The organism is Neobacillus camarae (genome assembly GCF_054950115.1).
Genome location: NZ_JBUCKX010000003.1, coordinates 101,544 through 121,299, shown reverse-complemented (window position 1 = coordinate 121,299; position 19,756 = coordinate 101,544). Strand labels below are relative to the sequence as shown.

The window sequence follows — 19,756 nt, the reverse complement described above, 5'->3', positions numbered from 1 at the left end:
TATATGGTATAAATAGGACCGGCCACTAAACACCCCACCCAGCATCCAAATAGAGTATAATTCTCATAAAGCTAAAATATATCTGAATAAACTTTCAATCATCTAGGTAATAATAATATAACCACCAAGATTTTATAACATCTTGGTCATTTTACAATCCATCATAATTGTGTGTGGATGTTACATAATAGGAGGCAATAGAAAGTGGAAAAAGGTAAAGTAAAATGGTTTAACAGCGAAAAAGGTTTCGGATTCATCGAACGTGAAGGTGGAGACGATGTTTTCGTTCATTTCTCTGCGATTCAAGGAGAAGGCTATAAAACACTTGAAGAAGGTCAAGATGTTACTTTTGACGTAGAGCAAGGTCAACGCGGGCCCCAAGCTACAAACGTTCATAAAGCCTAATAATAAGAAGAACAAATAAGGCAGACTCTTATTTCAGAGTCTGTTTTTTTATTTTTTAAACCCAATCCCCCAAATCAATAATAAAAGTTCACAGAAAGATGGTGCATTCAATCAAGGAGATTAGTCCAATATAAAAAATAGGAAGTACAAAAAAGGGGTTTTTGAGTATGACAACATTTCAGGAAATGGGAATTAGTGATCCTATAAAAAGAGCCATTACAGATATGGGATTTGAAGAAGCATCTCCTATTCAAGAGAAAGCCATTCCTATAGCATTGACTGGAAGGGACATTATTGGTCAAGCACAAACTGGGACAGGAAAGACGGCTGCCTTCTCCATACCGATTTTGGAAAAAGTGGATACAAGCAAAAAATTTGTTCAAGCGATTGCCATTGCGCCTACAAGAGAGTTGGCTATTCAGGTTTCAGAAGAGATCAATCGCCTGTCAAAGTACATGGGCATAACCGCTCTTCCTATTTATGGAGGGCAGTCGATTGATCGCCAAATTAAGGCCTTAAAAAAGGAACCTCACATTATTACGGGAACACCCGGAAGATTGTTGGACCACATTAAACGTAAAACCCTCAAGTTAGACCGGGTTTCAGTAGTGGTTTTGGATGAAGCGGATGAAATGTTAGATATGGGCTTTTTGGAGGATATCGAACGAATTCTAAAAGAGACTCCTGAAGAAAAACAAACCTTGCTGTTCTCCGCAACCATGCCTAAACAAATTCAAAATCTTGCGGAAAGGTTTATGAACAATCCAGAGTTAGTAAAGATCAAAGCGAAGGAAGTTACCTCCCCAACGGTGAAACAAATTTATTATGAGGTAAATGAACGAGATAAATTTGAAGTGCTTTGCCGTCTGCTAGACGTGGATAACCCGGAATTGGCCGTGATTTTTGGGAGAACAAAAAGACGCGTAGATGAATTAAGTGATGCATTGAATAAAAGAGGGTATCTTGCTGATGGATTGCACGGAGATTTAAATCAACGACAGCGAGATGTGGTGATGAATAAATTTCGTGAGGGAAACATTGATATTTTAGTGGCGACCGATGTGGCTGCAAGGGGTATTGATGTTTCAGGAGTGACTCACGTCTATAATTTTGATATTCCTCAAGACCCGGAAAGTTATGTTCACCGAATCGGCAGAACCGGTAGAGCAGGGAAGACAGGGTTAGCTATTACATTTGCTACACCAAGGGAAACTGGACAAATCCGCAGTATTGAAAATGCCTCTAAAGGAAAGATCCAGAGAAAACCAATACCGACGGTAGCAGAGGCAAAGGAATCCATACAGCAAGCGGCAGTGGAAAAGATGATTGAATTGGTTGAAGAGGAGCAGTACTCCCAGTTTAAACGTGCTGCAGGTGAATTGCTCGATCAGTACGATTCAATCGCATTAGTTTCAGTTGCCTTGAAATTGTTGGCTAAGGATAAGAGCGATGTTCCAGTTCAGTTAACTTCAGAGGCGCCGAGATATGCGAGAAAATCTAAAATAAAGGTACAAGATAAATCCAGGAAAAATTATAAAGGGAATAGGGAATCAGGGAAGAAAGGGAGCCAAGGTAAAGGTAAAAAAACTTCCATGACCTCACGAAAAAAAGAAATGAAATGAACAAGAACCTCGTGGGGGTTATCCAAGAGGGCGGACTATTATCTCTCCGTTGAAATGGAAAGAGGTAGTCCGCGTCTCCTAAATTATATCGGAAAATCATGACCAATTGCGTTAATTTCCTTATAACATAACCTGTATTCGGAAAGAAGATAGTAATGAATTGTACTTAAATTATAGGATTTGCCGTAAAAGGATGAAGTTCCCTTGCAAAAAATTTTAAAAAATGCTATTTTAAAGAAGAATTATTTTTGTTCGGTGTAAAGGATCGTATGAGTAAAAACTTTTCGTCTTGATGATCACTGTGAGCAAGGATAGTAATACATTGTGTGCTAAGCACACTAGGAGGCAACAATTATGGAAAATGGTAAAGTAAAATGGTTTAACAGCGAAAAAGGCTTCGGGTTCATCGAACGTGAAGGTGGAGAAGACGTATTCGTTCATTTCTCAGCGATTCAAGGCGAAGGTTACAAATCTCTAGAAGAAGGTCAATCTGTGACTTTCGATGTTGAGCAAGGACAACGTGGACCTCAAGCAGCTAACGTTCGTAAGGCTTAATATAATCTAAACCTGGACAGACTCTTTTTTAGAGTCTGTTTTTTATTTTTCTTTAAAAAAAGAACCCCACTCAAAAATGAGCAGGGTACATGAAAACAGTAAATCAAATGGTAAACCAAGTGTACCATATAAATGGTAGATCTCCTAATTCCTTTTATTTTTCTAGGAAAAAAACTCTCTTGGCAACATAGATACAGACTGAAATAATTCAGGTGCGATGCTTCAAAAACGTAGGAACACTTTTCCTTATTGTGTTTATTTGTCGGATAGTTAACAAGGCTTTATTTCCAGACTAGAAGGAAAGATGATCATAAAAATTGAATTTAATTAAGCGTGAGTAATTATTGCATCTCTATCAGGAGGTTATTAGTATGTCGAGAGAATTATGGTTGAACCTGCCAGTGCGAGAGCCAGAACGGGCAAAGGCGTTTTATACGCAGCTTGGTTTTCGGCTGAATGAGCGGTATGTGAGTCAAGACGGTTCATTCAGCTTGATAGTCGGTGACAATCAGATTGTTTTGATGCTCTTCCCGGAATCCGTGTTTCGCGGTTTTGCTGGTAATACGGTTGCAGAACCATGGCAAGGTACTGAAGTGTTATTCTCTCTGGGGGCTAACTCCAGGGATGAAGTTGATGAACTCGCCTTGAAAGTGGAACGTGCTGGCGGAACTGTATTCAGCAAGCCTGGCGAAAACGGTGGCTGGATGTACGGCTGCGGGTTTTCGGATCCGGACGGTCATCGGTGGAACGCTTTGTATATGGATATGAGCAAAATGCCGTAAAGCTAAATAGTATTTATAAATATGATTATTATAGTTATGGATTTAACCCCCTAACTATAGACCCTTTAAATAACAGAATAAACATGAAGGCAGTCTCATGTTGAGGCTGCCTTTATGTTTGTTCTTCAACTAACGGTCACTTTTTTTTGAGTAAGAAATGTCCAGTGAGGTTCCACGTTGCAATTTTTAGTCACTAAAAAATGCCTCCGCAGGGAGCTAATCATTTTCATTATGTATAGCGGCCTTCGCCATAGTTAGATATGGAAGCTATAAACACCCACTCCTCAAAATGGGTATACAAAATTACATTTGATGAAACTTTGCATTTTTATAGCGTATAAATACTAAAAGGAAACGTTCATCCTCATGAGTGGAATGAAATTAATTTTAGCTGATTGGTTTGGCATAGGCATAGCCACTGCAACAGGTTTATTAGAGAAAACGAACAGGAAAAATAAATTCATTTCCTCGATATGAAGGTTCATATATTATGAATGGGTGCTTTTGTGGAAGAAGAGGAGGGAAACCATGGAGGAGTATGTATCAAAACTCAAAAATCGCATCGTTAAGGCACATAAACGGGCTGCAGAGTTGTTCCCGGGACGTCGTCTGCGTTTGGAAGTAAGGAACGAAACCATTTTCCTTCTCATCAAGACTTCGGGCAAGCAATTGGAGAGTGACATTGAGACTTTGCACTGCCTAGAAGAAACCGATCCGTCCGATGAGGTGTTCGTGATTGATTTTGATTTCAGCTAAATAGTCTTAATGCGCCCTTTATATCTTAAAGTCGAATACTATTTGTACTTCTTTCACTAACTGTGCAAATTTGTTGAACAAACAACTTTATTTACCCATAAAAAAACACTGCAAGCTCATTTTGTTTGCAGCGTTTTTATATTTATTAAATATGTTGCGAATTGGTTTCATGATTAGAGCGTTTATTTCCTTGGTAAATGAAATGAAGAGCAATAATCATAAATAGTAGAGCAACAAGACGCTTCCAGTCTAAAGGTATGACTAAACTATCGAACCAACCAAAATGATCAATTAGCATACCAATTACAAGCTGTCCAATGATACCGGCAATATTAGTTGCTATAACTCCAATTCTAGGAACAGCTATGACGGTGAGAAGTAAGTACATAGTGCCTAAAAATGCGGCACTTAACTGCCATTTAGGTGCTCCTAGGATCCCTAGTACATTGCCATGACCAAAAAATAGAATCATAACGGTAAGAAACATTAAACCAGTTAAAAAGGTTAATAGTGTAGTTTCGATTGTTCCAGCTTTGCGGCTAAATGTTCCATTGATGGATGACTGTGCGCTTAATGTGATACCACCTAATAAGGTAAATAAAATCATTAATATATTCATTTTTAGACCCCCTAGTTAATTAATAGAAGTGCAATCATCATTGAAATAACTGCAAATACTTTTTCTTTATTGATTCTTATTTGCTTACTACCAAGCCAACCATAATGTTCTATAACCATACTCATGACCAATTGACCAATAATGACTGCAACCATTGATATTCCAACACCAACAAAAGGAACGCTAATAACGATAGCTGTTAAATATACAACCCCTAAAACACCTCCGAGTAGTGACCATTTAGGTGCTTCAACCGCATAGGAAAGTTTACCTTTCCCAAAGAATATCCATAATAATCCCATGATTATCGATCCCATAAAGAAGTTATAAAAACTGGTTTCTAGCTGTCCAATTGTTTTTCCAAGTTGACCGTATATGGCGCCTTCAAAGCTAAGCGCTGATCCTGCTAAAACTGCTAAGATATATGATAAGTAACGCATTAAATGATAATCTCCTTCATTCTTATAATTAAATATCTAGAATAATCGATATAAGGCGTGAAAAAAACAGAAATCTACAATCTACTTAGATTTCCGTTTTAAAATATTCAGCTAACTGAGAAATGAATTCTTCGTTTCGCCTATAATAGGTCCATTGTCCATAACGAACAGATTCCAACAGTCCTGCTTTTTGCATCATATTTAAGTATTGAGAAACGGTAGATTGAGAAGCTTTAGCTTTTTCCTGAATATCCCCTACACATACTCCCCCTTTGATACTGACCTCCTTTGGTAGATGAGCGCCTTGTTTAGGGAAATGTTTCTCTGGTTCCTTCAACCACTTTAAAATATTAAGTCTTGTTTCATTTGATAACGCCTTAAATACATCAATCAGTTCCATAGTTTCAATTATATCGAGATTTTTAGATATGTCAATTTTAGTTTCTAAGGTATGTGAAAAATAATTAAGTTAAAGGGGCAATAGTAAAAGAATGAGGGTGCCTTGCAAATAATTTTAAAAAATGCTATTTTAAAGAAGAATTATTTTTGTTCGGAGTAAAGGATCGTATGAGTAAAAACTTTTCGTCTTGATGATCACTAAAGAGCAGGAATAGTAATACATTGAGTGTGCTTAGCACACTAGGAGGCAACAAGCATGGAAAATGGTAAGGTAAAATGGTTTAACAGCGAAAAAGGCTTCGGATTCATCGAACGCGAAGGTGGAGAAGACGTATTCGTTCATTTCTCAGCGATCCAAGGCGAAGGGTACAAAACCTTAGAAGAAGGTCAAGAAGTGACTTTTGATGTTGAGCAAGGTCAACGTGGAGCACAAGCAGCTAACGTTCGTAAAGCTTAATGAAGATGCCAAACTTGGACAGACTCTTTTTTAGAGAGTCTGTTATTTATTTTTCCTAGAAAAACAAATAATTTCATTCTAAAATGACTAGGGTACATGAAAACAGTAAATATGATTTTATTTATTGCCATAGCTTGGTTAGTAGCCGTGTAAAATGACTAAAACTATAAAGATAGATACTCAACCTAGAAAATAATGGGGGGATTATATGAGTAAAGCTAAGAGTAAGGGCGGAACAGGCAGAGGAACAGGCAAGAAGGGTTGGAATCGGTGGCAAGCTAGTGCCAACAAATTAAAGAGTGCCAAACCCTATGTTAGTAAAGGAACAAAAAAAGCGGATGGTGAAAATGATCGCTAACAATAGTGATGACAGATTTATTAAGTATCGAGGTGTAAGAGAATGAATAAACGATGGACAATCGGTAAAATTAAAGAATTTGTTGAGAACAATTCGGAAAGTACGTTGCTAACCACTGAATATCACGGTTTTTCGCAAAAGTTACTATTTAAATGTTCATGTGGGAACAATTTTGAGAAAACCTTTACGAAATTTAAAAATAATCATCAACGTAAATGTGACGTGTGTCAACCGCCAAAAGCGTCCCGCTAAAATGTATAGCAAATAAACAAAGTGCCGGATACACTATTATCGAAGGGGAATCCTTCCTAATATGGGTGTGTTAGTAGAGCAACTTTAAATTTCAACGAAGCCAAAGTATGCAGTATTTTATTCATTCAAATGCATATTTTGGCTTTTTATCATTTCTTAAGCTTTTTATTCAATGGTTGTGGTAAATCCCTTGGCGTACATTGGTAAAGAAGATGGCAAGGGTGAACAGATAATGTGACATAATCAGAATGAACTAATTTTTTCAATAGAAGCCGTTTCCATTCAAAATCAACTGGCGATAATGATAAAAAGTATGATGGTGTTGGCGTGATCTCCTCCTCGATGAGGCCAACCGCTAGGGGAAATGGCGATGTATGAAATTACGGTAAGACTTCCAAGTAAAAAAATCGACAGACTTATCACTCATTTATATCAAAAAGGCTATTACCAGACCTATTACGAGGTACCGTTAGATGTAGTGACCGATGCCAACGGCTATGCGTTTGTGGAGAAGAGAAATGAAACGACAGAACTTAATATCTATCTGAATGATTATATCGAAGCAAAAGAACAACGCACGTTATTAGACATATTAGCCATTGATGAAGCTAGTCTGATGATTAAGGAAATAAATGAGCTGAATTACCAGCAAACATTTGATGATATTTTCCTTGAAAATGGCTGGGTCATTACGACACCGGAGAGAAAGAACCAGTACGATAAAGAAAAGCGGATTGTCCTGGACTCCCAAGGGAATTTTGGTACAGGCTATCATGAAACCACAAGAGATTGTTTGTACTTTATATTAGAACACGATTTGACAGGAATGAGTGTGGCAGACATTGGGGCTGGTTCAGGGGTCTTAAGTGTCGCGGCAGCCCTTAGGGGAGCAAATTGGATTGATACATATGACATCCAACCGGTGGAACGGGAAATTCTCTATCAGTGCGGATTAAATGCGGTAAAGCCGGTCAATGTAATCCAAAGTGACTTAATCAAGAATAAAAATCGAATCGACAAAGAGTATGATTGGATCTTTCTGAATATCGGAACCCAGGAAAATATGGATATCCTTTACTCCCAAAGACTATTAGCATGCAAGGGGACAACTTTTTTATTATCCGGAATGCTTGAATGGAATTCCCATCGTGTCGAGACTTTATTGAAAGAGGCTGGATTTATGCTGATGGAAAGGAAACGAAGCAACGAGTGGGTGACGTGCTTATTTAGCACAAAGTGATGGAGACTTTTGAAATGGTTTCGAACATAAAATTTCCTAAATAGAACACACAACGATAATAATTATATTATGTAAACTAAATCATTTTAATGTAGAATAATTCTCTTTAGCTATCCTCATTCAGGGGATAGCTTTTTATTAACGATAATTAATAATACATACAACATACATTTATGATGGTAAAATCAATCAAATTATCGCAGGGAAAAATCTTAATAGATACCGCCGCAATAAAAAAAACCTTCTATTATTTTGTGAGCAATTAAAAGAAACTTTTTATGCTTTTATCTTTGTCATTACCCCATTTATCTTTGTAGCCGCTATTATTGAAGGTTATATTTCACGATTTTTGTTAAATTAGCATCATATATGAAATGTGTTTTAATACAATGTTATTATTTGCTGATGAAAACATCTCATTTATTTAGTGTGTTTTTTTGCATTTATAGAGTGTTAAAAACACCCTGACTTCTTTGAAAAAAGCGTTTCGAATGCACCTAAATTTAATAGTTTAGAAGTCCTCAAGGGTACATGGGTCAATTTTCTGTGTGTGAGGAGATTTGAATCATTCCTCTTAAGTCCACCGTGGGTTAAAAGAACTCTTTCTTTGCTAAAGAATCGACGAACCGACAAAAACTTATCGTCAATGTCGAATGTTGTCACTGGAAGTTAAGCTACTTTTTTTTGGAAGGAGGTGAAATAATGCACTTCCGACATGTCATTCTGATGGGTATTTTTTTAGGTGCTTCAGCATTCTTTCCAAGTTATGCTTTAGCAAATGGAGCCGAAAATCCATCGGAACCAAAAAATTCACCAGTGCAAACTCTCGTTTCAGAGAAAATCAAGAATCCAGTCGCTTCGGAAAAAGCAATGCCCGTTTCGAATGAAAACGTACATAAGGGTCAAGATGGAGTGGTGGAGAATCCAGCTGCGAACCCTAGTCATCAACAATCGATACCAAATAAGCCTGTTTCAAATTTACCTAATAAGGTGAATACCGGCAATGAAAAGGCACCACCTTCTTTGGAAAAGAAAAGTATGGCTGATGAATCGGCAGAACAGGCGGCAAAGGTGAAAAATACAGAACATATGGAACCGGCAAAGCCGGATGTTGTCGAGAACAAGGTTCCGGAGGTTTCCGCGCCCAACACCTCAAATCAAACGGATCTTGAAGTCAAAATGGACAAACCTCCAAATAGGAATGGGAATTTAGAAAAGGTTATCGAGGATGGAGACTCCTCCGAGTCCATAAAGACGAGCAGTTCCTTGTCCGTGCAGCAGTTTCCGAATAGAGAGGAAGCAAACAAGGGGCCGTCTAACGACAAGAGAATTTCATGGGACGATGAAATGATCAATACCCCTCCACAACGAACAACATCCTTTGGAGGGCAATCCGATGCTCAGTTCAGTTCTGGGACAGGCACAATGAGCTTTATTGCCAATCGGGTTCACTGGGGGGATGATATGTGTCTTACCCTTGGCCAGATTTATATTTCTCGTCAGAGAAAGTTTTGCCATCAATGGATCAATGCCCCGCCATCACCACCGCCAAAAGCAGCTCCTTTTATCTTATTGTTTACCGCTAATTTAGCCAATGGTAACTACCGATAAAGGAGCAAAATGAAATGAAACATTACCTTAAACCATATAAACTAGTGAAATCTTTCGTATTAACCGGAGTTCTGTCTTTTGGACTTATGGCAGGAGGCCATTTCACGGAAGCGGCGGGACTGGATAAAGCAAAAGGAGAAGCGGTTCATGCTGTACAAGCAAATAGTACCCCGAATGTACAAACCAGCGAACAAATAACTCCTGCAGTTCCTGAGCAACTGGAGGTTACTGCTCAGCCTCATGCAGAGGTCAATGCTGAGGTCCCTGATAAGGCAGAAGGAAGCATCGGGAATTCGCAGGCAAGTGCACATGCCAGTGAAACAGCCAAAATGCATGCTTCAGAAAACTCGGCCATTTTTTCTCAATCTCCACCTGCAGCCCAAACCTCACCTGCAGAATCGACTGAAACGGACGTTACAGCGAGTTATTTATTCGGTTCAGATTCCGCTTCGTCAGCTAATCCTGAAGGGGAAGATTTTTATATAGGGAAGTTAGGGTATGGCAACAGGGTACAATTTGATCAAAACACGGGCGGTGCGATTTATTTTAGTAGTGAAAGAGCACAAAATGCCAGCAATGTGTACGGTTATTGGTTTTTATCCGGAATCCAATATGCGCCAGCAGGGACTTCTCCAAGCGATTGGGGGGTGCAGCAGGCACAATTGGCACTAGAAACCTATGAATCTATGAAAAGTGTATATGGTGAAAAAGTCAGACCTGTTATCTTTATTGATGTAGAATCGGCGATTACCGGTATGGGTGACTATGACTATGCCAATAATCAAACAATTTATAACTCATTCGTAAATTATCTAAATCAATATGGACAAGGTGTAAAACCAGGTACTTATTCGTCGAAAGGCAACTGGGACCGAACGATGGGTACCTTTGCTCCAAACACTCCAGGGGCATATTGGCTTGCCTATTACCCAGGCGATATCCCTGCAGATTTAACAACGAGCAATCCAGATTGGGATAATTTTCCGGGTACAAATGAAAAGGCAGAAGTTTGGCAGTACTATGGCGGATACGATGACTATAATGTAGCTTGGAAACTGCCATAACTAAATATGAGGGAAGTGGGTAAGTTACTATTTTAAAGGATTTCTATCATTCCGTTATTTCCCACATTACCCGAGAGTAAAGAGCAATGCTTTAGCATTGCTCTTTATATTACATCTGAAACGATTGGTGTATATTTCTGAATTGAGGAGCAGTATATAAATATTAATATGATAAATTCTTTTTCTGAATTTTACCGCAGCTATTTAATAAACAACCCCATATTGCTCGGTGGCGCAGCCATGGCATGTATCTTGATTAAATCGATGTTCGATTGCCACCTTTTCTCCGCAAAATTTGCATTTCCGGTATTGTCTTTTTCTTAAGTTAATCGTCTTCAATAACAGTTCAAACAATGTCTGTTTCTGCTTTTCCTTATTCATGGATTCAATCGTTTCCCAGTTTACAAAATGTTTCTTGAACATACCTGGATAGGGAGAGGGGATAGGCCCGTCCCATTGAACCGCCTCATAGCCAAATTCCAAACCGAGATTTGTCGGAAGTATATAGATTTTAGGCTCGTCAGCAAATCCGATTATCTGTATATAAACCGGAACATTCAGGAAGACTTTCGCTCGTTCATTAATACCATGATGTTCGCATTGGTGGGTAAGCCATTCTAACGCTCTTTCTTTCAGTGATTTCATATCATTTCAACCTCTAGTTTTAAAATATTCTAGTTCTAAGAGAAATTATAGGAGTTTCAGCCTATGTTATAAAGGGATTTTTGAAAGATTTGTCGAATTAATAGATATTTTATCCTCGAAAAGGAAGGTATGGCTTTAATGGTGGGCATTTTAGTACTGTGTTTTCTGCTGGGAATGTTTTTCTTGTTGTTCCCGAAATATTGGCTATTTACAAGATCAGAATACCAACAAGCAAGTGGCAATTCTTTCTTAAAAACAGTGCTTGATACCGGAAATTATGGTGAATTTTTAACCTTTACCAAGCTGGCAAAGCTGCCGGGTCCTTACCGGCTCATGACCAATTTATATTTGCCCAAAAAAGATGGCACCACGACAGAAGTAGATTTAATTATGCTGCATGAAACAGGTTTGTATGTGTTTGAATCCAAGAACTACAGCGGCTGGATTTTTGGTGATGAGAAAAATAAAAATTGGACGCAATCATTGCCGAATAAACAAAAGAAAAAGTTTTTCAATCCAGTTTGGCAAAGTAAGGCCCATATTACCGCGCTGAAATCCGTATTAGGAACGGAAAACGATCACTTGTTTAAGTCTTATCTTGTCTTCAGTGAGCGCTGCTCCCTTAAGAAAATTAACGTAACTTCTCCTACTGTGAAAGTTATGAAAAGAGATGCATTAATACCCGCGATGAAGAAAGAGATTAGTAGTAATGAAAAACGGATGTCACATCAGGAAATAGAGCGGCTTTACTATAAATTAAATCCATACACTCATGCCAATGCTTCGGTAAAAGAAGCACATGTTAGGCAAGTTCAATTGAAAAAGGAATTGGTTATGGGAAATGGTGGAGAAGGTCATTATTCAAAGAGATTAAGCGGAAGATAGGGTGAAGGGGGAAAGGACACAATGTCGGGAATCGTTACCTTCATAATCATTCTTGCTATAATTGGCTATTTTGCACCTGATAAAAAGGCTGAATACGAAAAATTCCTAAAAGACAATAATATCACGGTAACAAAAGAGAGTAAGCCATTTCAGGATGGAAAAAGGATTATTTTTGACCAAAATAAAAGAATGCTATGGATATATAAACCACTAGCTGCAAAACAAATTGGGGTGCCCATTAACCTGATTACCGGTTGCGAGCTTAACATAGACGGTGAAACAAATTTCAGTACATCTATTACCAGTACCGCAGGGAGAGCAGTTTTAGGCGGAATGATTGCAGGAGGAGTAGGGGCAATAATTGGTGGTGCGACCGGCAGAAAAAAAGGAATTAGTGTTGTGAAACATATGCAGTTATCCATATCAACGTTAGATTTACAGAACCCGTATATTAAAATAGTCATTATTCAAAATAGTAATGGTGTAGAGCGGGAGAGTTCGGGATATAGGAAAAAATATGATAATGCCATGTACTGGTGCAAGTTTATTGAAGCTTTGCCCCATCTATAACACCGTAAAATGTCAATTTGAGAAGAAGCGAAAATGGTAACCAAGCGTAAGTTTTTGTGAAGTAAAACATATTTTGCGCCAGAAGTTTCAAGCGGAATCAAAAAGTATATTTTAATTCTATAAACGGCTGGGGGCTCCGATGATTTTATAAATGGGAAGTTCCCCGTTTTTTTTAAGGGGGTAGTGGTAATGCAGATTGAAATTGAGCAAATGATTATTTCAACGGACAAAGATTCATTGCTACGCTGGAAAGAGCGAGATCCAAAAATAGTGCCAGAATTTGCTTTAGCCTGGAAAGGAAATGGTGTGGCGAATGGGTACGGTTTTGGAGAGTGGATGGCAGAGAAATACTTCCGTTCACTAGGATATTATGTCATGAATAATGAATTCGATTTATTTTCCAAGACGTCCAAATATAAACGGTATAATGAGCTGATTCGTCTGATGATTGGTAATGAAAAATATGATTCTTTTACCCATAAAGGGAAAAGCTTCTATGACCAGGGCTATAAAATTGAGAATCTAGATTTATTTGTTTTTAATACCCACTCATGTTTTTTCGCCGAAGTCAAAAAAGGAAAAGATGTTTTGCGTGAACCGCAATTACGATTTATGTACTTGGCGGACCGTTTACTTGGGGTTCCTTGTAAAGAGGTATATATATCAGAAGAAGAACCGAATGTTTTAACAAAATTGGTAACTTATGAGATAAGTTAAAGAAGGAGTCACTATATAATGAGGAATAAAAAACCAGTAGAATTCATTCACCATGTCCTATCTACGATTATCTTAGATGCAGTTCAGTTTTTCCCGCAAAATAAGAAAACGGTTCACTCTGAGGCACACGGGCTCATCTTTGGGATAGAAAAAGAAAAATCGATGGAATGTGATTATGCCTTTCCTGTAGGAAGTGTAGCCGGGCGGGATGATGTTTCGGTGATGCCTGATTCCAAGGTAGATATAGCCATTCAATCGGCTAAACAATTATTTTCTACCTCAAACTGTTTGGGGACCTATCATAGTCATCCGTATGATGAACCGTTTGAAGGCTGGGCCAATCCGAGTAATGGTGACTGCGGGTCAGCGGATTATTTAAATTTGCCGTACTTCTTTATCATTGCCATCGCGCGAAATGGTAAAGGTAACAGGCCTTTAACATTGGAATATAGAGAATGTGATGCATATGAATTTTCATATAATCCAAATGCCGATGGACATGATATCCCTGATTTTCGACCAGCGAACTATCAAACATCTTTCATAAGCGGAGAATTTCAAAAATATGTCTTTACTATTCGGGGTTATAAAAATTCCGGGAAGTCTTTAATAGATATTGACCTATTATCGTCAGAAGCAGATTTACTAATGATTTTAAATGAAGAAAAGATAAAACTAAAAGATGTTCCGCCACAAGAAACATACCGGTTACGCAAGATGGAATTTAATTTACGGGAAGAAAATTTAGAGCGGGGAAAAAGTAATTTAGACCATCATTTGGAAAAGCTAAAATAAGGGATGATTTAATTACGAGTGTCTTAAAGAATTGCCATTACGGACACCTCTTAATGGATGGAGGAAGACAATTGTTTTATATAAAGAACAATGAGGCATTGCCTATTGAGCCTACCAGTTTTTCTGATTTAGCTATGAATGAGCATGATGTAGAGGAATTAATCAAGAATAATACCAATTTAATTGCTGAAGATGAATCGATGTTAATTGTTGGCCAACAGGTGAGAAACTCAAGTAATGGGATCTGTGATTTAGTCGGCCTTAACCAAAATGGTGATCTGGTACTAATTGAGATTAAGCGTGACCGAAGAGATATTGAATCCAGAAGAGAAGCTTTTGAATTTCAAGCCATTCGGTATGCTGCAGGATTTGCCACGATAAAAGACATCGATGATTTAATAAGTAAGATCTATGCACCATTTTTGGAAAGAAATAAATCAAGTCAAAGGGATAGCTCGTTAACGATTGCCGAGCTGGCTAATCGGAATATTGTCTCTTTCTTCCGAGATAACAATATTGCCATAGAGGATTTTAATCAACGGCAGCAAATCATATTGGTTGCTTCGGATTTCGATGACCAAACAAAGTCAGCGGTTGCTTGGCTTAACAGTAATGGAGTAGAAATGTATTGTTATAAATTGATTCCTTACAAAATAAAGGATGAAATTTATATTGAAACTCAAAAAATTCTGCCATTAGACCATTATGAAGATTATTATGTAGGACTTTCTGATAAGACGTCGACCTCAAAAATTAAACGGAAAAGACAAACTATCCGGAGACAATTGCCAAGAATCGATTCCATGTTGGAATGGGGAGTGGTAAAAGAAGGCGACCTTTTGCGGGCCAAAAATCATGATGATACAGCCATATTAATGAAAAACGGGAATGTCAAAATAAACGACGAAGAAAAATCGATACAGCAATGGTTAAGAGAAGTAACTGGCTGGTCATCCGTTGAAACCTATGCATTTACCATACATGAGGAAACAGGAAAGACATTGTCAGAAATACGTAAAGAGTATATGGAGGAAATTAGCAATCAAACTCAACTTTAAATTATCACTTTTAAACAAGTGCCCATCACTTCTGGAGGTGCTTGGCACTTTTCTGTGAAAATAAATATCCTCCGGGGCTCCCGTATACTATTGATCGAGGTTGGAAACCCTGTAAATAACCTAAAAAGCCAATAAGAAAGCAGAGCTACCTGTAGGAGGGTAACTTTGTATATATCTATTTGGTTTTGGTTATACTAATTAATTTGCATTTCTCTAAATGGCTCCTTGTTGATAAGCATGGAGTAAATAATTCGAAGCATTCGATGCGATAAAGCTACGAGTGCTTTTTTCTTTCCTCTTCTTGCAGCTATTGACCAGTATTTCGTTGCTAACCAGCGATTCCTACACCTTGAAACAGCCCATGCAGCTTCGCACATTGCCGATTTAATATGAGGATTTCCCTTTACAGTCTTTGTACTATACCGTTTCCCTGCACTTTCTTTGTTTCCTGGTGAAACACCAGCCCAAGAAGCTAGGTGGTGCGGTGTTGGAAACTGACTCATATCTACACCAATTTCGGCAATAATGATCGCTGCAGTATCTTTTTTAATGCCGGGTATCGTTGTAAGTAACTGGAGTTCGTCTTGGTAGTTTTGTAATATGATATCGACTCGATCTTCAATTTCTTTAATAAGCTTTTCTAAGTATTCAATATGCGACCAGGATTGACGGATTAGAAAACGCTGATGATCATTTAGTGTGCCAAACAAAGAATCCGTAATCCTCTGCTTTTTCATCGCCATTCTGCCGTGAATTCTTTCTTCTACATCGGAGGCGTCCACATATCCTTGTTCTATAAGTCGTTCAAGAAGTTTTCTTCCTGAAACGCCAAACACATCAGAAATGACCGTGCTTAATTTTACATTCGAACACTCCAATACCTTTTGAATTCGATTCTTTTCAGAAGTTAAGTGACCAATCCATTTCTTTCTAAGTCTAGTTAAATCACGAAGCTCTCGAAGATCGACTGGTGGAACAAAACTCTTTTCGATTAAACCATGTCGTAATAATTTAGCAATCCATTCTGCATCCGATACATCTGTTTTCCTACCTGGAACATTCTTGATACGTTGTGCGTTAGCCAGTGTTATATCAAAAAAGCCTTCTAAAATATTGAATACAGGCTTCCAATATACTCCGGTACTCTCCATTGCAATATGGGAAACCTCATGGTTTTCAAGCCATTTTAAGAGACGATATAAATCCTTTGTTAAAGTAGGAAATGTCTCAATCTCCTTGAATAATTCTTCATTTTGATTTCCAGTCATGACACAAGCCACAATCATTTCCGAATGAACGTCCAAACCAGCACACCTTTCAATAAATACCTCCATAAAAATCCCCTTCTTAAATAGGATCACAAACAGTGAGTGAGATTGAACATAAGCATTTTTCTGTACGTAGTCATCCCTCCAACGAAGCTAACAAAGGGTTGAACACCAAGCTCACTCAAACAGTTTTTTGTACAGGGTCGAGCCACCAAAAAGAGCCACGTATAACATACTGTTTGTGTCACTATCATTATGGTCAGTGAAGAACTATTTTCATGCCTGGGTTGGGAGTGTTAAATCATGATTGTTTTTTGTGCAATCAAGACACCCCGGGAATATGAATAATAAATGTGATTTTTCTTGAAGACGACAACCAAACGTGATAGTAAATTAGTACTTTACGAGATTATGATTGGAGGAAATTATAATCCAGAATTGTCTTTATGAAGTTAAAGGGGGGCTTATATACAGTAACAGCTACAACACATTGGAATGTTTTTTCGATAGAGGAGAAAAATAGGCTTACTTTTTCAACGCTTGTCCAATCAATTGTTAATAAATATACATAAAAATAAGAGTATCCTAAAATGAAAGGAGGGAGAATATTATGGCAAATCCAGCAGCAAAAGCGTATCTGGAAGAATCTAATCGCAGGGTAAAATTGGCTATGGATCACCTACATGCAGCGAGGGAATTTATTGGAAAAGCGCAAGCAAAAGACTCTTCCTTGGCAGAAGGAGATAATGGTGCAACATTAGATGGTGTTGTTGCATCATATGATTATATTGCAGACAACGAACTTCCTATGTTAACGAACATGGTGGATAATATTGCAAACCCTCCTAACTAACCTAAGGAGAATAACAAAAAACCTTTCTCATCATTGAGGAAGGTTTTTTGTCTCCACTAGAAATCATTTCCATATCATAAAAAGATAGTATATTAATAGATTCGATGGTAAAAACCAAACCGTCGGGTAATAGCCTTACTATGATTGTTGTTTAAGAAATCGTTCGATTTCTTCCCGATTGGGCATCGAATTTTGTGCGCCATGACGAGTCACGCTTATGGCCGCTGCTGCAGAAGCAAATGTGAGGGCCTTTTGTATATCATTTTCTTCCATTATGGATGTAGCCAAACTTCCTATAAAGGTATCTCCAGCCCCTGTGGTATCAACTGGAGAAACACGAAAAGCGGGGACTTGGATGAATTGCCCCTGGTTATCTAAATAAATCAGTCCGTTAGTTCCCAGCGTAATAACGATCTTTCTAACTCCCTTTTCTAGTAATAATTCCGCTGCATGCAGGGCGGAGTTTTGATAGTTCACGGGTTGACCCGAAATCACTTCGGCTTCTGTTTCATTTATAACAAGCCAATCAATATAAGCCAAGACGTCATCAGGCAATGCTCTGGCGGGAGCAGGATTAAAAAAGACAACTGCTCCTGATTGTTTGGCTAATTCCATCGCATGCCGCGTCGTTTCCCATGGTATTTCATTTTGTAAAAGCACGGCATTAGTTTCAGCAAATAACTCTTGATGTTTTTTAATATCATCCGGCAGCAGTTTGCCGTTTGCTCCGCTGGAAAGAATGATAGAATTTTCACCTTGGTCGACTACAGTAATGAAGGCAATTCCAGTTGCCCCTTCTTTACATGTTATAGTCCCAGTTTGAACCCGAAAGCTATTCAAGGAAGTGGTTAATTCTTTGGCGAATACATCCGTTCCAATGGCACCTACCATTTTTACATTGGCCCCTGACAAAGAGGCAGCCACTGCTTGGTTGGCGCCCTTGCCGCCTGGATAATAAAGCGTATTCGTACTATTTATCGTTTGTCCTGGAGAAGGATAGGTATGGACATAGTTTACGATATCCATGTTTATACTCCCTACAACGAGTAGATTCATAGAATTTCCCCTCTTTTTATTAGCCTGAAGTGAAGCTTATTTGGTTATTAGTGTAGAAAGCGCTTTATTTACTGCACACATGGAAGAATCCCTAATGATTAATTCCGTATCCACCATCAGTTTTATTTGATCATAATCATTTTCTTCAATCTGATTAATGAGGGTTCTAACGGCAAGTGAAGCAATTCGATCCTTCTTAACCTGTATGGTTGTTAATTCGGGAGTAATCACTTGTGCTTCTAGAATATCGTCAAATCCCACCACCGAAATATCTTCTGGTACTTTTATTCCCAAAGCGGATAAGGACTTAATCACACTGATGGCCATATAATCACACTCGCAAAACAGAGCACTTGGCAGAGAGTCGATCCGTGAACTTATTTTTTCAATCAACTCTTCTTGCTTCGTAACAAAAGTAGGGGAGAGCGAAAAAAGGTTATGGTCAGCAACGCTAATATTATGTTCCTCTAAAGCTTGGAAAAAACCTTCCTTTCTTTTATTGAAATTATACATTCTTGTATTAGATTCTACATAGCCGATATCGGTGTGTCCAAGTTCGACTAAATGTTTTCCCGCTTTGTAGGCACCTTGGACATTATTCATGACAATAAAATTCACATCCAAGTGGTCATAACAGGTATCTAGGACAACTAAATTGGGTTGAATCTTTGATACTAGGTTAATATGTTCCGGTGTCAGGTTAGTCCCTAATAATAAAATTCCTGTTGATTTATGTTCTTGCTCAATACGATTAATCTCATTTTCAAGTTCTTCGATATTAATGGAAGAAACCATTAAGGAATATCCGCTATCTCCCGTATGTTTATCCAGATTACGAATAAGTTCCATAAAGAAAGGAAGGGATTCATATTGTTCTGTGACAATCCCTGCATTTGTACATGCCACAAACCTTAAGATTTTTGAGTTATTTTGAAAAAGTTGTTCGGCCTTTACAATGGGCCGCGAAATATATCCATGATCCTGAGCAATTTTTAAAATGGTATCTCTAGTTGCTTTACTGACGCCCTTTTTGCCATTTAAGGCTAATGATACAGCAGATTTAGAAACATTAGCTAATTTCGCAATATCATCTATTTTCATGAACAAATACACCTGCCAATCTTATATCAAGAGTTATTTTTACCAAATTAAGTAGACTAATTATAACATAAAGCGAATAAATTTAGTTATGTTTAGTAGGGTGAAAAGTAAATTATTTTGAATTTTCATTGTTCAAACTGCTTTTTCCTTGTTGTACTAGCTGTAAAAATAGTAAAATGACCCAATTTTAGCTAATATTTAGGATTTCTAAATATCCCTAGTAAAAATATTTATTAATAAAGTTGTAG

General features: G+C 38.0%; 24 protein-coding genes. 17 read left to right on the top strand and 7 right to left on the bottom strand.

Annotated features, from left to right (window positions below; genetic code table 11):
• Positions 1 to 204: 204 nt before the first annotated feature.
• The 5 genes from ACY8D0_RS15665 to ACY8D0_RS15645 all read left to right on the top strand — a co-directional run bounded on the left by ACY8D0_RS15665 (position 205) and on the right by ACY8D0_RS15645 (position 4,120).
• The gene (locus tag ACY8D0_RS15665) at positions 205 to 405 is read left to right on the top strand and encodes a cold-shock protein (protein WP_462411463.1); all 201 of its coding nucleotides are present in this window, start codon (positions 205 to 207) and stop codon (positions 403 to 405) included.
• Between the two features lie 167 nt (positions 406 to 572).
• A complete protein-coding gene (locus ACY8D0_RS15660) occupies positions 573 to 2,027 on the top strand; it encodes a degradosome RNA helicase CshA (protein ID WP_462411462.1) in 1,455 nt (484 codons plus the stop codon).
• 354 nt (positions 2,028 to 2,381) lie between these two features.
• Complete coding sequence (locus ACY8D0_RS15655; RefSeq protein ID WP_462411461.1) at positions 2,382 to 2,582, top strand: cold-shock protein; 201 nt, start codon at positions 2,382 to 2,384, stop codon at positions 2,580 to 2,582.
• A 371-nt stretch (positions 2,583 to 2,953) separates the two neighbouring features.
• Positions 2,954 to 3,364, top strand: coding sequence for a VOC family protein (locus ACY8D0_RS15650; protein ID WP_462411460.1), 411 nt, complete (start codon positions 2,954 to 2,956; stop codon positions 3,362 to 3,364).
• 528 nt (positions 3,365 to 3,892) lie between these two features.
• Positions 3,893 to 4,120: a hypothetical protein gene (locus ACY8D0_RS15645; RefSeq protein ID WP_462411459.1), complete on the top strand. Its 228-nt coding sequence runs from the start codon at positions 3,893 to 3,895 to the stop codon at positions 4,118 to 4,120.
• A 145-nt stretch (positions 4,121 to 4,265) separates the two neighbouring features.
• On the opposite strand, the gene ACY8D0_RS15640 is transcribed toward ACY8D0_RS15645, so the two are convergent.
• From ACY8D0_RS15640 to ACY8D0_RS15630, 3 genes are all read right to left on the bottom strand, one after another.
• Complete coding sequence (locus tag ACY8D0_RS15640; RefSeq protein WP_462411458.1) at positions 4,266 to 4,739, bottom strand: DMT family transporter; 474 nt, start codon at positions 4,737 to 4,739, stop codon at positions 4,266 to 4,268.
• A gap of 11 nt (positions 4,740 to 4,750) precedes the next feature.
• A complete protein-coding gene (locus tag ACY8D0_RS15635) occupies positions 4,751 to 5,179 on the bottom strand; it encodes a DMT family transporter (RefSeq protein ID WP_462411457.1) in 429 nt (142 codons plus the stop codon).
• Positions 5,180 to 5,264: 85 nt separating this feature from the next.
• The gene (locus ACY8D0_RS15630; RefSeq protein WP_462411456.1) at positions 5,265 to 5,579 is read right to left on the bottom strand and encodes an ArsR/SmtB family transcription factor; all 315 of its coding nucleotides are present in this window, start codon (positions 5,577 to 5,579) and stop codon (positions 5,265 to 5,267) included.
• A gap of 255 nt (positions 5,580 to 5,834) precedes the next feature.
• Between ACY8D0_RS15630 and ACY8D0_RS15625 the strand changes: the two genes are divergently transcribed.
• The 6 genes from ACY8D0_RS15625 (at position 5,835) to ACY8D0_RS15600 (ending at position 10,560) form a co-directional block, all read left to right on the top strand.
• Positions 5,835 to 6,035: a cold-shock protein gene (locus ACY8D0_RS15625; RefSeq protein ID WP_159862181.1), complete on the top strand. Its 201-nt coding sequence runs from the start codon at positions 5,835 to 5,837 to the stop codon at positions 6,033 to 6,035.
• Between the two features lie 208 nt (positions 6,036 to 6,243).
• Complete coding sequence (locus ACY8D0_RS15620) at positions 6,244 to 6,393, top strand: DUF3934 family protein (RefSeq protein WP_462411455.1); 150 nt, start codon at positions 6,244 to 6,246, stop codon at positions 6,391 to 6,393.
• A gap of 42 nt (positions 6,394 to 6,435) precedes the next feature.
• Entirely contained in the window at positions 6,436 to 6,645 is a 210-nt protein-coding gene (locus ACY8D0_RS15615; protein ID WP_462411454.1) for a hypothetical protein, read from the top strand.
• A gap of 370 nt (positions 6,646 to 7,015) precedes the next feature.
• A complete protein-coding gene (locus tag ACY8D0_RS15610) occupies positions 7,016 to 7,885 on the top strand; it encodes a 50S ribosomal protein L11 methyltransferase (RefSeq protein WP_462411453.1) in 870 nt (289 codons plus the stop codon).
• 702 nt (positions 7,886 to 8,587) lie between these two features.
• Complete coding sequence (locus ACY8D0_RS15605; RefSeq protein ID WP_462411452.1) at positions 8,588 to 9,496, top strand: hypothetical protein; 909 nt, start codon at positions 8,588 to 8,590, stop codon at positions 9,494 to 9,496.
• A 14-nt stretch (positions 9,497 to 9,510) separates the two neighbouring features.
• Complete coding sequence (locus tag ACY8D0_RS15600; protein ID WP_462411451.1) at positions 9,511 to 10,560, top strand: glycoside hydrolase family 25 domain-containing protein; 1,050 nt, start codon at positions 9,511 to 9,513, stop codon at positions 10,558 to 10,560.
• A gap of 204 nt (positions 10,561 to 10,764) precedes the next feature.
• Here the strand turns inward: ACY8D0_RS15600 and ACY8D0_RS15595 are convergent, their stop codons facing one another.
• A complete protein-coding gene (locus ACY8D0_RS15595) occupies positions 10,765 to 11,205 on the bottom strand; it encodes a hypothetical protein (RefSeq protein ID WP_462411450.1) in 441 nt (146 codons plus the stop codon).
• Positions 11,206 to 11,343: 138 nt separating this feature from the next.
• Here ACY8D0_RS15595 and ACY8D0_RS15590 point away from each other — a divergent pair, with 138 nt between their 5' ends.
• The 5 genes from ACY8D0_RS15590 to ACY8D0_RS15570 all read left to right on the top strand — a co-directional run bounded on the left by ACY8D0_RS15590 (position 11,344) and on the right by ACY8D0_RS15570 (position 15,230).
• Positions 11,344 to 12,090 (top strand): nuclease-related domain-containing protein, encoded by a 747-nt coding sequence (locus ACY8D0_RS15590; RefSeq protein ID WP_462411449.1) that lies wholly within the window; start codon positions 11,344 to 11,346, stop codon positions 12,088 to 12,090.
• Between the two features lie 21 nt (positions 12,091 to 12,111).
• Complete coding sequence (locus ACY8D0_RS15585) at positions 12,112 to 12,660, top strand: hypothetical protein (RefSeq protein ID WP_462411448.1); 549 nt, start codon at positions 12,112 to 12,114, stop codon at positions 12,658 to 12,660.
• A 189-nt stretch (positions 12,661 to 12,849) separates the two neighbouring features.
• A complete protein-coding gene (locus ACY8D0_RS15580; RefSeq protein ID WP_462411447.1) occupies positions 12,850 to 13,377 on the top strand; it encodes a hypothetical protein in 528 nt (175 codons plus the stop codon).
• Between the two features lie 18 nt (positions 13,378 to 13,395).
• The gene (locus ACY8D0_RS15575) at positions 13,396 to 14,172 is read left to right on the top strand and encodes a hypothetical protein (RefSeq protein ID WP_462411446.1); all 777 of its coding nucleotides are present in this window, start codon (positions 13,396 to 13,398) and stop codon (positions 14,170 to 14,172) included.
• Positions 14,173 to 14,243: 71 nt separating this feature from the next.
• The gene (locus tag ACY8D0_RS15570) at positions 14,244 to 15,230 is read left to right on the top strand and encodes a hypothetical protein (protein WP_462411445.1); all 987 of its coding nucleotides are present in this window, start codon (positions 14,244 to 14,246) and stop codon (positions 15,228 to 15,230) included.
• A gap of 194 nt (positions 15,231 to 15,424) precedes the next feature.
• Here ACY8D0_RS15570 and ACY8D0_RS15565 read toward each other — a convergent pair whose 3' ends face one another.
• Entirely contained in the window at positions 15,425 to 16,564 is a 1,140-nt protein-coding gene (locus ACY8D0_RS15565; protein WP_462411444.1) for an IS110 family RNA-guided transposase, read from the bottom strand.
• Between the two features lie 544 nt (positions 16,565 to 17,108).
• Between ACY8D0_RS15565 and ACY8D0_RS15560 the strand changes: the two genes are divergently transcribed.
• A complete protein-coding gene (locus ACY8D0_RS15560; RefSeq protein ID WP_462411443.1) occupies positions 17,109 to 17,351 on the top strand; it encodes a hypothetical protein in 243 nt (80 codons plus the stop codon).
• 138 nt (positions 17,352 to 17,489) lie between these two features.
• Here ACY8D0_RS15560 and rbsK read toward each other — a convergent pair whose 3' ends face one another.
• A complete protein-coding gene (gene rbsK / locus ACY8D0_RS15555) occupies positions 17,490 to 18,407 on the bottom strand; it encodes a ribokinase (RefSeq protein ID WP_462411442.1) in 918 nt (305 codons plus the stop codon).
• Positions 18,408 to 18,443: 36 nt separating this feature from the next.
• Positions 18,444 to 19,508, bottom strand: coding sequence for a LacI family DNA-binding transcriptional regulator (locus tag ACY8D0_RS15550; protein ID WP_462411441.1), 1,065 nt, complete (start codon positions 19,506 to 19,508; stop codon positions 18,444 to 18,446).
• Positions 19,509 to 19,756 lie beyond the last annotated feature (248 nt).

Bases quoted from the DNA above. Each gene is read 5' to 3' on its own strand.
- ACY8D0_RS15660 (WP_462411462.1), top strand. From the start codon at position 573: ATGACAACATTTCAGGAAATGGGAATTAGTGATCCTATAAAAAGAGCC.
- ACY8D0_RS15655 (WP_462411461.1), top strand. From the start codon at position 2,382: ATGGAAAATGGTAAAGTAAAATGGTTTAACAGCGAAAAAGGCTTCGGG.
- ACY8D0_RS15650 (WP_462411460.1), top strand. From the start codon at position 2,954: ATGTCGAGAGAATTATGGTTGAACCTGCCAGTGCGAGAGCCAGAACGG.
- ACY8D0_RS15645 (WP_462411459.1), top strand. From the start codon at position 3,893: ATGGAGGAGTATGTATCAAAACTCAAAAATCGCATCGTTAAGGCACAT.
- ACY8D0_RS15640 (WP_462411458.1), bottom strand. From the start codon at position 4,739: ATGAATATATTAATGATTTTATTTACCTTATTAGGTGGTATCACATTA.
- ACY8D0_RS15635 (WP_462411457.1), bottom strand. From the start codon at position 5,179: ATGCGTTACTTATCATATATCTTAGCAGTTTTAGCAGGATCAGCGCTT.
- ACY8D0_RS15630 (WP_462411456.1), bottom strand. From the start codon at position 5,579: ATGGAACTGATTGATGTATTTAAGGCGTTATCAAATGAAACAAGACTT.
- ACY8D0_RS15625 (WP_159862181.1), top strand. From the start codon at position 5,835: ATGGAAAATGGTAAGGTAAAATGGTTTAACAGCGAAAAAGGCTTCGGA.
- ACY8D0_RS15620 (WP_462411455.1), top strand. From the start codon at position 6,244: ATGAGTAAAGCTAAGAGTAAGGGCGGAACAGGCAGAGGAACAGGCAAG.
- ACY8D0_RS15615 (WP_462411454.1), top strand. From the start codon at position 6,436: ATGAATAAACGATGGACAATCGGTAAAATTAAAGAATTTGTTGAGAAC.
- ACY8D0_RS15610 (WP_462411453.1), top strand. From the start codon at position 7,016: ATGTATGAAATTACGGTAAGACTTCCAAGTAAAAAAATCGACAGACTT.
- ACY8D0_RS15605 (WP_462411452.1), top strand. From the start codon at position 8,588: ATGCACTTCCGACATGTCATTCTGATGGGTATTTTTTTAGGTGCTTCA.
- ACY8D0_RS15600 (WP_462411451.1), top strand. From the start codon at position 9,511: ATGAAACATTACCTTAAACCATATAAACTAGTGAAATCTTTCGTATTA.
- ACY8D0_RS15595 (WP_462411450.1), bottom strand. From the start codon at position 11,205: ATGAAATCACTGAAAGAAAGAGCGTTAGAATGGCTTACCCACCAATGC.
- ACY8D0_RS15590 (WP_462411449.1), top strand. From the start codon at position 11,344: ATGGTGGGCATTTTAGTACTGTGTTTTCTGCTGGGAATGTTTTTCTTG.
- ACY8D0_RS15585 (WP_462411448.1), top strand. From the start codon at position 12,112: ATGTCGGGAATCGTTACCTTCATAATCATTCTTGCTATAATTGGCTAT.
- ACY8D0_RS15580 (WP_462411447.1), top strand. From the start codon at position 12,850: ATGCAGATTGAAATTGAGCAAATGATTATTTCAACGGACAAAGATTCA.
- ACY8D0_RS15575 (WP_462411446.1), top strand. From the start codon at position 13,396: ATGAGGAATAAAAAACCAGTAGAATTCATTCACCATGTCCTATCTACG.
- ACY8D0_RS15565 (WP_462411444.1), bottom strand. From the start codon at position 16,564: ATGGAGGTATTTATTGAAAGGTGTGCTGGTTTGGACGTTCATTCGGAA.
- ACY8D0_RS15560 (WP_462411443.1), top strand. From the start codon at position 17,109: ATGGCAAATCCAGCAGCAAAAGCGTATCTGGAAGAATCTAATCGCAGG.
- rbsK (WP_462411442.1), bottom strand. From the start codon at position 18,407: ATGAATCTACTCGTTGTAGGGAGTATAAACATGGATATCGTAAACTAT.
- ACY8D0_RS15550 (WP_462411441.1), bottom strand. From the start codon at position 19,508: ATGAAAATAGATGATATTGCGAAATTAGCTAATGTTTCTAAATCTGCT.